10 protein-coding genes are annotated in these 12,289 nt (G+C 30.7%); 2 read left to right on the forward strand and 8 right to left on the reverse strand.

The features are described from left to right. Positions 1-10: 10 nt before the first annotated feature. From ACYU7A_RS07195 to ACYU7A_RS07205, 3 genes are all read right to left on the reverse strand, one after another. Positions 11-1,687, reverse strand: coding sequence for a peptide MFS transporter (locus ACYU7A_RS07195; RefSeq protein WP_460575335.1), 1,677 nt, complete (start codon positions 1,685-1,687; stop codon positions 11-13). A gap of 30 nt (positions 1,688-1,717) precedes the next feature. Further along, positions 1,718-3,889 (reverse strand): S9 family peptidase, encoded by a 2,172-nt coding sequence (locus ACYU7A_RS07200; RefSeq protein WP_460575337.1) that lies wholly within the window; start codon positions 3,887-3,889, stop codon positions 1,718-1,720. An 87-nt stretch (positions 3,890-3,976) separates the two neighbouring features. After that, positions 3,977-4,399 carry a hypothetical protein gene (locus tag ACYU7A_RS07205; protein ID WP_460575339.1) on the reverse strand — a complete coding sequence of 141 codons (423 nt, stop codon included), beginning with the start codon at positions 4,397-4,399 and terminating at the stop codon, positions 3,977-3,979. 87 nt (positions 4,400-4,486) lie between these two features. Between ACYU7A_RS07205 and ACYU7A_RS07210 the strand changes: the two genes are divergently transcribed. Beyond that, entirely contained in the window at positions 4,487-5,803 is a 1,317-nt protein-coding gene (locus tag ACYU7A_RS07210) for a hydroxymethylglutaryl-CoA reductase, degradative (protein WP_460575341.1), read from the forward strand. Positions 5,804-5,807: 4 nt separating this feature from the next. Then, on the forward strand, positions 5,808-6,722 hold the full coding sequence (locus tag ACYU7A_RS07215; protein WP_460575343.1) for a GYDIA family GHMP kinase: 915 nt from the start codon (positions 5,808-5,810) through the stop codon (positions 6,720-6,722). Positions 6,723-6,780: 58 nt separating this feature from the next. Here ACYU7A_RS07215 and ACYU7A_RS07220 read toward each other — a convergent pair whose 3' ends face one another. From ACYU7A_RS07220 to ACYU7A_RS07240, 5 genes are all read right to left on the reverse strand, one after another. Further along, complete coding sequence (locus ACYU7A_RS07220; RefSeq protein ID WP_460575344.1) at positions 6,781-8,886, reverse strand: peptidylprolyl isomerase; 2,106 nt, start codon at positions 8,884-8,886, stop codon at positions 6,781-6,783. Positions 8,887-8,994: 108 nt separating this feature from the next. Further along, the gene (locus ACYU7A_RS07225) at positions 8,995-10,254 is read right to left on the reverse strand and encodes a hemolysin family protein (protein WP_460575345.1); all 1,260 of its coding nucleotides are present in this window, start codon (positions 10,252-10,254) and stop codon (positions 8,995-8,997) included. Beyond that, positions 10,254-10,469 (reverse strand): hypothetical protein, encoded by a 216-nt coding sequence (locus tag ACYU7A_RS07230; RefSeq protein WP_396145581.1) that lies wholly within the window; start codon positions 10,467-10,469, stop codon positions 10,254-10,256. The genes ACYU7A_RS07225 and ACYU7A_RS07230 overlap by 1 nt, the downstream gene beginning before the upstream one ends. A gap of 2 nt (positions 10,470-10,471) precedes the next feature. Further along, positions 10,472-11,026 (reverse strand): LPS export ABC transporter periplasmic protein LptC, encoded by a 555-nt coding sequence (lptC, locus tag ACYU7A_RS07235; protein ID WP_460575347.1) that lies wholly within the window; start codon positions 11,024-11,026, stop codon positions 10,472-10,474. Continuing rightward, positions 11,026-12,273 carry a hypothetical protein gene (locus tag ACYU7A_RS07240; RefSeq protein WP_460575349.1) on the reverse strand — a complete coding sequence of 416 codons (1,248 nt, stop codon included), beginning with the start codon at positions 12,271-12,273 and terminating at the stop codon, positions 11,026-11,028. The genes lptC and ACYU7A_RS07240 overlap by 1 nt, the downstream gene beginning before the upstream one ends. Positions 12,274-12,289 lie beyond the last annotated feature (16 nt).

The raw sequence follows: 12,289 nt of genomic DNA on the forward strand, positions 1-12,289 counted from the left end.
TAAATAATGATTAGCGTACGCCGTGCATCATTTTTTTCAATTTTGGAGTAAGCGCCATTAAAATTACAGCTGCCAATCCACAAAGAATTACGAATACCATGAAGAATTCGAATAAGTTGTGAATTTCAAAACCAGCAAAAACTGGATTTGTTGGACTAATTTGATTTTTCTCCAATAACGCCAATTGTTCTGCGGTTGGAGTTACTGTTTTATCTAAAACTGCCTGTAAATCGATTCCAAGTTCTTTTGCTTTATTAAATTTATCTCCAGTTGCAGGCAAGATAGAACCTAAAGTTCCAGCTAAAGCATATCCTGAAGCATTTGATAAAAAGAAAACTCCGTACAATAATGAAGAGAATCTTTTTGGAGATAATTTACCAACTAATGATAATCCAATTGGAGACAAACAAAGTTCAGCACAAGTTTGAATTAAATATAAAAGGATTAACCATTTGATAGCAAGTAATCCGTTATTACCTAAATCTTTTACGTTGTAAGCGATGATGAAATAACTTAAAGCGATTAATCCTAATCCAACTGCTTGTTTAACAGGAGAAATTGGTTCTCTGTCTTTACTTCTTAAATAATCCCATAACATACTAAATGGAACCGCGAAAGCAACAACAAATAATCCATTAAAGATTTGAACCATTGATGGAGGCATATTATATCCAAAGAAATTTCTATCGGTTTGATTGTCGGCAATAAATGTTAATGATGAACCAGCTTGTTCGAATGCTGCCCAGAAAAAGATTACGAAGAATGCGACAATATAAATTACCAAAATTCTATCTCTTTCTACTTTTGTAAGTGATGAATCTGAAATAATTAATCCTGCAAGAGACAAACCACTAGCATAAATTAATGAGTATATAAAGTTTTGTCCGAATACAAAATGAAAGATTAATCCTAATCCAAAGAAAGCTACTACTGCTCCAACTAATGCATTTTTAGAGAAAACTGCTTTTTGAGATTCTCCTTCTTCATAATCTGATGCTTCGTTTTTAGATGGTAATCCTCCTAAAGGTCTTCCTTCAGGTGTTACAACATATTTGTTTTTTAAGAAATAGAAAACTGCTGTTCCAATTAACATTGCTAATGAAGCTGCTAAAAATCCCCATTTGAAAGCATGTATATCTCTTATCCCTTCAGAATCTTTAACATCACCAACAATTGGACAAATTAATTGACCTAAGAAAGCTCCTAAATTGATTCCCATATAGAAAATTGTAAAAGCTGTATCTAGTTTGCTTTTCTCTTGTTTTGGGTATAAACTTCCAACCATTGAAGAAATATTTGGCTTGAAGAAACCATTACCAAAAATGATAATTCCCAATGCTGACCACATTAATATATTAGCCAAGCTCAAATTTGTTCCAAAAACTGAAGCACTGAAAAACAATAAAAATTGCCCAACTGCCATCATTAAACCACCTAGTAAAATACAATTTCTATTTCCAAAAAATCTATCGGCAATGAATCCACCTAACATTGGAGTTAAGTAACAAAGTCCTAAAAATCCACCATAAATTAATGATGCATCTTCTTCTTTCATCATCAATGAATTTACTAAGAACAAGGTTAAGATAGCTCGCATTCCGTAGAAGTTGAACCTTTCCCACATCTCGGTTCCAAATAATACCCAAAGTCCTTTTGGATGTCCTGTTTTTACTGCTGTTTCACTCATTTTAATTTATTTTAGTTTGTATTTAGTTGATTATAGTTTCTCTTTTATGTAATTCGTCATTTTATTGAACAACTGAATTCTAGTTTTTCCACCAAATATTCCATGGTTTTTGTCAGGATAAATTGCCCAATCGAATTGTTTGTTAGCTTGAACTAAAGCTTCAATCATTTGCATTGAATTTTGAACATGAACGTTATCATCCGCTGTTCCATGAATTAGTAAAAAGTTTCCTTTTAATTTACTAACATGATTAATTGGTGAATTATCATCATATCCACTAGCATTTTCTTGTGGTGTTGTCATGTATCTTTCGGTGTAAATACTATCATAAAATCTCCAATTAGTAACTGGAGCAACGGCAATTGCCATTTTGAAAACATCAGCACCTTTGAACAAGCAATTGCTCGACATGAATCCGCCATAAGACCATCCAAATATACCAATTCTAGATTTATCTACATAAGCATAGCTTCCAATTACTTTTGCAGCATCGATTTGATCTTCTACTTCAATTTTTCCCATTTGTAATTGAGTACATTTTTTGAAAGCAGCACCTTTAAAACCTGTTCCACGACCATCAACACAAGCAATAATATAACCTTGTTGCGACAACATCATAAACCACATATCGTTGGTATCTAACCAATTATTAGCCACTTCTTGCGAACCTGGACCTGAATATTGATACATGAAAACTGGATATTTTTTAGTAGCATCAAAATCTTTTGGTTTGATCATCCAAGCATTTAGTTTATGCCCTTTTTCTGTAGTAAGTTCGAAAAATTCTTTTGCTGGCAAATCATATTTTTTTAATTTATCAACCAAAGCTGTGTTGTTTACAATTTCTTGAGCTTGTTTTCCGTCTTTAGAATTATTCAAAGTATAAGTTGGCGGAACAGTTGCACTAGAATAAGTATTAATGAAATAAGTGAAATCTGGACTGAAAGTTGCCGCATTTGTTCCAACTTGTGAAGATAGTTTTACTTTCTTTTTTCCGTCTAGCGAAATTTTATAAACATCTCTCAAAATAGAACCTTTTTCTACTGATTGGTAGAAAACCGTTTTAGTTTTTTCGTCAAAACCATAATAAGAAGTCACGTCCCAATTTCCTTTGGTAACTTGATTTTTTAGTTTTCCGTTTTTATCATACAAATAAATGTGATTGTAACCGTCTTTTTCTGAAGTCCAAATAAAACTGTTGTCTTTCAAGAACGTTAAATTATCAGTTACATCAACATAAGCCTTATCTTTTTCATTCAAAACAACTTTAGCATTTGCTGTAGTTGCATCAACAAAAATCAAATCTAAATTATCTTGATGACGATTAAGAACTTGAACTGAAACTAAATTAGCATCATTAGTCCATTTCATTCTTGCAATATAGAAATCAGAGTAATTTCCTAAATTAATTGGTTGAGAAATATTGCCGCTTAAATTATAAATATGCAATGAAACTAAGGCGTTTTTCTCACCAGCCTTTGGATATTTAAACGTTTCTGAAGTTGGATATAAATCCTTTTTGTACATATCCATTGAAAATTGTGGTACTTCGCTTTCGTCAAAACGAATGTAAGCTAGTTTTTTACTATCTGTACTCCAATCGAAAGCACGAACAAAGGCAAATTCTTCTTCGTAAACCCAATCAGTAATTCCGTTGATAACAGCATTTTTCACTCCGTCATTAGTAACTCGAGTTGTGTTTTTTGAAGCAATATCATAAATGTATAAATCATTAGTTTTTGCAAACGCAATTTTAGTTCCGTCAGGAGAAAAAGTTGGTTCTTGAACTTGCCCAAGAAATCCTGAAATTTTTTGAGATTTTGTATCATACAAAAAGTAATCTGCTGTAAAAGAATGACGGAAAATTTGGTTAGAATTATTAGCAATTAAAATTTGCTTTTCATCATTACTAAACACATAACTATCAATTCCATCATCTGATAATTCCTTGAAGTTTTTAGTATCTATTAATGTCGACACTTTTTTTAATGTTGCAAAATCATAAAGATCGATTTGCTGGCTTTTTGTAGTTCTATCAGTATTTAAAACCGTGTACTGATTAGTGTTTTTCATGGATTGTAATGCATCCATTCCTTTGGCACGAAAAGCGCCTGTGTAGATTTCTTCAACCGAAATTTTTTGCTGTGCAACAACAGAAAAAGTTGTTAAAAGAAAGAGCGTAATAATTTTAGTAATTTTCATTTTCTTGATTGATTATAAAACGAGTCCAATTTTAGTGAAAAATTCCCAAATAATGGCATATTTTTATGTTAAATGCATTTAACAAAACTACTTATTCCCGAGTTTCCATCTTTTTAAACTACCATCATTGTTATTAATGAGAAGAATATTATCAACATCTGGATGACATTTATTCGAATAGTTTTTATCAATTCTAAATGGTTTTGGAGAATTAATATTTAAATATTTACTGTAATTTATATTAGAATAAAAATATACTTTTGATTTTCCAACAAAACAATTCCCAAGATAATTATCAGAATTAGTTGGTACTGAATTACTAATGTAAATTTTATTTCTATTTATTGTAACTGTGAGATAATCTGATTTACAATATTGCATATCATCTATTTTTTGTATCAAATATTTAATTTCAGAAATTAAAAATGGATCAATTATTTCAATTTCATCCTTTTTCCCATTTGAACAAGACAAAAAGAAGCATCCAAAAATCATTATAATTAATTTCATAAAACAATTTAAATCAAAATTAAATTCAAATATAAGAATTAATTCTAAAGCGTATCTTTGCTGAAAATAAGATATAATCATTTGAACATGAATAACGCTGTTGCCGGATTTTCAAAACTATCAAAAGAAGATAAAATCAATTGGATTGCTACTGAATACTTTACCAATCCAACAGAAGCTATTGCTACTATAAAACAATATTGGAATTCTGATTCTAAATTGCAACAATTGCATGATGAATTTATTGAAAACACGATTACCAATTTCTATTTACCGATGGGAATTGCGCCGAATTTTCTAATCAATAACAACTATTATTCGGTCCCAATGGTGATTGAAGAGAGTTCGGTTGTTGCCGCAGCTGCAAAATCGGCTAAATATTGGAGTACTCGTGGCGGATTTAAGGCAACCGTTTTGAATTCTGAAAAAATTGGGCAAGTACATTTTATTTATAAAGGTGATGTTCAAAAATTAGAAAAATTCTTCAATACAACAAAATCCAAATTCTTTTCAGAAACCGAAAATATTACCAAAAACATGCAAAAGCGTGGTGGTGGAATTTTGGATATTGAACTAAGAAATAAAACCAATGAATTAGAAAACTACTTTCAATTGCATGCTACTTTTGAAACGAAAGATTCTATGGGAGCAAATTTTATAAACTCTTGTTTAGAGCAATTTGCTAAAACATTAAAAGTAGAAGCTCAAAATTATGATGGTTTTTCTGAAGAAGAAAAAAACATTCAAGTAGTGATGAGCATTCTTTCTAATTATGTTCCCAATTGTATTGTTCGTGCTGAAGTTTCTTGTAAAATTGAAGAATTGGCCGAAAAGAAAATTGAAAATCCACAAGAATTTGCAGAGAAATTTGTTCAAGCGGTGAAGATTGCGGAAATAGAACCTTTTAGAGCCGTAACGCACAATAAAGGAATTATGAACGGAATTGACTCAGTAATTCTTGCAACTGGAAATGATTTCCGAGCTGTTGAAGCTGGCGTTCATGCTTATGCTTCTCGAAACGGAAAATATTCGAGTCTATCACATGCCAAAATAGAAAATGGTGTCTTTACTTTTTGGATGGAAATTCCTTTAGCTTTAGGAACTGTTGGCGGATTAACTTCATTGCATCCATTAGTAAAAATGGCTTTACAGATTTTAGGCAAACCATCGGCACATGAATTAATGCAGATTGTTACTGTAACAGGATTAGCACAAAATTTTGCTGCTTTGCGTTCGTTAACCACAACTGGAATTCAAGAAGGTCATATGAAAATGCACATTAATAATATTTTGAATCAGTTTCAAACTTCTGATGAAGAAAGAATAAAGATTAAAAAGCACTTTGAAAATAACACTATTTCTCATGCTGCAGTTGTAGAATTTATTGAAAATTTAAGAAAATAATTTTGTGAAAAAAGAATTCTACAGCAACGGAAAATTATTAATCACAGGAGAATATGTGGTTCTTGATGGCGCAAAAGCATTAGCGTTACCAACAAAATTTGGTCAGAATTTAATTATTGAATCTTCAGAAAATGAAGTTATTCAATGGAGAAGTCACGACCATGATGGAAGTATTTGGTTTGAAGACAACATTCCATTTTCTAGTATTATTGAAAAGAAAAATTATGATGAAATTCATAACATCAAAAACACACTAATTGAGATTTTGCACGAAGCATATCTTATGAATTCTGACTTTATTACAAATTCAAAAGGTTATAAGATTACAACGGAACTTACATTCCCTAAATTTTGGGGTTTGGGCACTTCTTCTACTCTAATTAACAATATTGCTCAATGGTTAGAGATTGATGCCTATGATTTACTTAAAAGAAGTTTTGGAGGAAGTGGATATGACTTGGCTTGTGCTCAAAATGATTCAGCAATTATCTACCAATTAGTCAATGAAAAACCAACAGTAGAAAAAATAGCTTTCGAACCTGATTTTACTGATAAAATACATTTCGTTTATTTGAACAGAAAGCAAAGTAGCAAATCTGCAATTGCTTCATATCTAGACAAGCAAGGAGATATTGGCAAAACTGTTAAAATAATTGATGCAATTACAAAGACAATTGTAGATGCAACCGAACCAAAAGAATTTGCATTAGCATTACAAAAACATGAAATTGAAATGAGTAATGTTTTAGAACTTCAAACAGTTCAAGAAGCTTTGTTTGATGATTTTCGTGGAGTTGTTAAAAGTCTTGGTGCCTGGGGTGGCGATTTTGTTTTAGCCATTTCTAAAGAAAATCCAACAGAGTATTTCAACAAAAAAGGCTATACAGTTATTGTTCCCTATAAAGATATGATCTTATAAAACAAAAAAATCCCGAATTACTTCGGGATTTTTTTATATAATTTTTAGAAAGAATCTACTAGTAGAATTCTAATCTATTATCATCAATTTTAGCATCATTTTTCAAAGCTGGGAAAACTCTTCCTGAAGCTTGACCTGCATTAGCTTTCAATTTGTTTACATAATCGTCATACTTAGGCAATTTTGGTGCTTTAGCAACAGATTTTGTTTTGATAACATAAACTCCAGAATTTCCTTCAATTGGAGCAGATACTTTATTTGCTGGAGATCCAAAAGCAGTTCCAACTACTTTAGCTTCTAATCCAACATTTGCTAAAACAGCATTATCTACAGATGCCGCTGGAGCATTTTGAACAGTTGTTGCATTAGCTTTAGCAATTGCTTCTAATGAAGAACCTTTCATTTTAGCAATAATTTTTTCAGCTTTCTTTTTGTTTTTGATAATACTTTCAACCATTGGTTTAGCATCTTCAACTGTCATTAAACCTTTTTCGTTGATTTTTTTCAATCTAGCAATAACGTTTCCAACATTAACTACTTCAAATCTTTTAACATCACCAACATTAGTATCATCGCTGTAGGCCCATTTTACAATTTGTCTTTGATTACCAGCAATTCCAAAAGCTTCATCCATTGGTTTAGCTTTTATTGATGGATTTACAGTAAGTTTAGCTGCTTTTGCAACTGTAGCAAAATCTTTACCTGCTGCATCCATTTCAAATTGTGTAGCTTTAGTAAAAACTTCGTTAGTTGTTTGCTCTGATGCTTCAATTTTTTGAGCAACTGTAGCTAAACGAACTGCGTCTTGCTTATCAGTAACATTAATAATATGGTAACCAAATTCTGTTTCTGCAATACCAATTTTTCCAACTGGATTGTTAAAAACGAAATCTTTATATCCTTTAGCAAAACCAGTTTCTCTTGAGATGAATCCCATATCACCACCATTTTGTTGAACAGATGGGTCTTCAGAATTTGTTAATGCCATCATTTGGAACATTGAAGGATTTGCCAAAACTTGAGCTAACAATGCATCAGCTTTAACTTTAGCTTCTTCTTTAGTTCTTTTTTCTTTTGGAGCAGCTCTTTCAGCACCAACCCAACTAATCAAGATGTGACTAGATTTAACTTGGTCACCAGCTTTTCTACCCATCACTTTAGAAATGCAGTAGTAGTTTCCGTTGATGTATGGCCCGTAGATTTCACCTGCTGGCAAAGCAAATAACTTATCAGCATGTTCTGCAGGTAAATTTTGTTTTGTCACGTAAGTTGAATCATATGGTTTGTCAGAGTTTGCACCAACGAAATCAGCAACATTTGTAGCGTTTCTAAAACTTGGTAAAGTATCGTTTTTACCTGTTTCTTTATTATAAACAACGCTACCTGTTAAAAGTCCGTTGATTTTAGCTTTCATTTCTTCTTCATCTTTAGCAGATGGTTTGTCTTCAATTAAAACATATTCAATTTCACGAGTTTCCTCAGATTTGAAACGTTTTTCATTTTTCTTCATATATTCTAAGATGTCAGCATCTGTAACTTTTACATCACTATCTTTAATTGTAGAATATAACACAGAAACGTAATCAAAGTTCACTTTGTTAGCTTCCAATTCATATTTGAATTTTCCGTCAGCATTTGTAACATACATTCCAGCTTTAATCATTGAACTGTAGATTTGGAATTTAGAGTTGATGTCAGCATCTTTTTCTCTATCTTTCATCATCTGAGCTTGTTCTGGATTATTTTTAAAATACTCTTTAAACTTAGCTAAGTCAAATTTTCCTAATTGATTTAAGAACATTGGATTTTGACCAATATTTGGATCTTTTTTGAAAAATTCAACAATATGATTATCACTAGTACGAATACCAGCTTTTTCAAATTGCTCATTTATTAAAGCAATTGCAACTTCTTGGTCCCAAACTTGATTAGCTGCTTGCGTTTGCGTAACAGGTTGTCCGTTTTGTCCATTCTTTTCAGTATTTGCGACTTTAATTCTAAAATCTTCAAAAGCTATGTCTTTCCCATTTACGCTTCCTACATCATGCGATTGACTTTTCATTCCATTTGAAAACAAATCTTGAATAACAAATGCTAACAAAGCAAAACCAATAGCCAATAGAAGTAATCCCGAGCGCTTTCTAATTTTTTGTAAAACTGCCATTTTTATATATGTTAATTTTTTAATTCAGTTTGCGAAAATACAATTATCTATGAAATAATTATAGTTGATATGCTATAATTTACAATAAAATGTGATTTTTTTTTATTCTTAGTCAGAAATAGTCATTTTTACTACTTCAATTTTGGTATTTGTTGCCTCTTCAATCACAAAATGAAAGTTGTCAATTGTAATTTGATTACCTTTTTGCGGAATCTCTTTTGACGCATTTACTATAAATCCGCCAAGAGTTCCGTAGGAATCATTTTCAGGAATATTGAGTTTGTATTCTTGATTAAGATATTCTACATCTAAACGAGCAGAAAAAAGATAGGTAGTTTCATCAAGTTGCTGTTCTACCAATTCTTCATCGCTATCGTGTTCATCTTCAATCTCTCCAAAAAGCTCTTCAATAATATCTTCTACAGTCATTATTCCTGCAGTTCCTCCATATTCATCTAAAATTACTGCAACACTTTTTCTTTTCTTGGTTAGTAAATTTAAACCATCCTTTATAAAAATCGTTTCAGGCACATACTCAACTGGAATCATTACCGATTTAATACTTCGCGGTTTTTTAAACAATTCAAAGGAATGAACATAACCTATAATATCATCAATAGAGTTTTGGTATACCAAAATCTTAGAATAACCAGTTGAAATAAACAGTTCTCTTAATTCTGTGACAGAATCATATATATCTACTGCAACCAATTCTGTTCTAGGTGTCATAATATCTCTTGCTTTTACACCTGAAAACTCAAGTGCATTTTGAAATATCTGAATTTCAGAATCAACATCTTCATGGTCTTCAACTGAACTCATTTGCTCATTAATATAGTTTCCTAATTCTACTTTACTAAAAAATGAAGGAACGTAATCACCTTCTGTGTTGAAGAATTTTTTTAAAATAAAATCAGAAATCCATATTATAAATGTTGATATATAATTGAAAATTAAATAGAATACATAAGATGGAATCGCAAAAAATTTCATCAAACTATTAGAATAAATCTGAAAAAAAACTTTTGGTAAAAACTCTGAAGTAATTAAAATTATTAATGTAGAAATTACCGTTTGCAATAATAAATTTGAAAATTCAGACAATTGAAATCCGAACGAATTAATCCAATTCATTAACAAATCAACCATAAAAAAACCGTAAACTACAATTGCTATGTTGTTTCCAACCAGCATTGTGGCAATAAATTTAGACGGTTTTTCGGTAATTTTGGTTAAAATTTTTGAAAGAAATGTATCTTGTTTTTTTTCAATTTCAAGATAGATTTTGTTGGATGAAATATAAGCTATTTCCATCCCAGAGAAGAAAGCAGACAGTAATAAACATATTATGATTACTGTTATTTCCACTAAGTATTATTTTGATTACCTTGACTATTCTGATTTCTTCTATCTTCAAATTTCTTTGCAAAACGGCTTCTAAAGAAAAAAGTAAAAAAGGCTAATCCAGCAAGAACAACGCTCAACCATGGTTTTTCGGCATCATTCCATTTAGAAATTGCATCATAAACCATTATGAAACCGATTAGCAAATAAATATATTTTGTTATTTTAAGATAGTTCATGTTTAATTATTGTTTTCAACTTCTCCAGTTACACTCTGAGAGTTTATTATTTTAAAATCTTTACTGAAATCTACACCTTCACCAAAAGAAACTCCTTTTGGATCTGTAAATTTATATCTTTTTTCGGTATAAAACCATTCGTTTTTTTGATCAAAATACAATTGTTCTGTTTCAAATAATTGTCCTGTTTCATTTGTAATTTTCACACTTCCTTGCAAATCAATTAAATCGGTATTTTTGAAAGTCACAGCGTATTTTGAAGTTACAAAGGTTCGCTTTCCGTTTTCATCATATAATGTAACATTTACACCTTTTGGGAATTCTGTAAAAGGAAATTCAACTGTAGCATAATCTAACATCTTATCGCTAATAAGAATAGATTTAATTCTACCAGAATCTGTGTATTTAATATTTATAGAATCAGCCTCACCACTTGGAGTAAACTCTGCAAAAGTAGATTTTTGAACTTCTTTAAAATTACTTTCGCAAGCAAATAGTAAAAAAACCACTATTGTAGTAAATGAAAAAAGTAGTGATTTTTTAAACATTAATTGCATTACAAAATTACTGTTTGATTAATCCAACATCCGATTTTTACAGATTTTGTATTTGCCTTGGTTGTAATTATTTTCTGCAAATAAGATTTAGACAATTCTTCTGAAGTACCTTTTAATCTTGGCTCAACTAAAATTGCTTTTAAGACTGTATCAGAAGCCAATTTGTAAATAGCATTTTTTTCTAAATCATTTGTACCACATTCTGAAACAGCATTTGCGTATAAATTTCCTAAAAAGATGTAGTATCTTCCATTAGTTGGATTGTTTTCAATTGCAGTAAGCACCATTTCTTTTGACTTTTCTTTATCAGTTATTGAAAGTATTGATGCAATTGTATAAGCTGTTGTTGCTTTGGTAATTTTGTCACTTTCTAATTTCACTGACTCCGAAAAGAATTCTATAGCTTTATCTTGTTTGGCTGTATTTAAATTGTAGGTTGCAAGATAATAAGCCGATTTAGCAGAAGGTTTTCTAGTATGTAATTCAGTAGCAATCGATTCAAACATTGGCGCGTTTTTACAAGAAACTGAAAGCATTTTTGCAACAGATTGCAACCAATAAATATCGTTTATTTTATTTTGGAAATTAACTTTAGCGTGAGAAATAATGTTTTCACAAACCAAAAAATCTTTCATAAGAGATTCCATAGAAACAAGAACTCTATCATAAATTTCTTGATTAGAAGGCACTGTTTCCTTATTCATTTCTATAAGTGAAATTACATCTGTGTATTTACTAAATAATTTATCGCTGGTAATTGTTGCTTTTTCAGATTTATACTTTTCAACATACAACTGAAGGTAAACAAAAATTGCTTCTGGATCTTGAAATGTTTTTTTCTGCAATTCAAATGCTTGATCTAATAAGCTATAGATTTCGTTATTGTTTCCAACTTTGTTTAAGTATAAAGCCATTGCGCTTTTCTCAAAGTTCCCATTACTATTGTTTGGGAATGTTTTGTCGTATAATTTAAATAGACCTAAAATTTCGCGAACTTCTTTTTCTTTATCTTCTCTTGAAGCAATCTCGATGTTATATTGTTGTAATTGTAATCCTAGTTGGAAAGACTTTTCGCTTGAAGTAAGACAAGTCATTTTTATGTCGTTCCAAACTTCTTTTGCTTTAACATAATCACTTTCTGATAAATACTTTGCAAGTTTGCTTTCTTTATCTGCACAATTCGTTTCTTGAGCATTTCCAAATTGGAATGCAAAAATCATTAATAGAATAATTAATTTACGTTTCATGCTAATTGAGATTTAA

The organism is Flavobacterium koreense, from assembly GCF_054776075.1.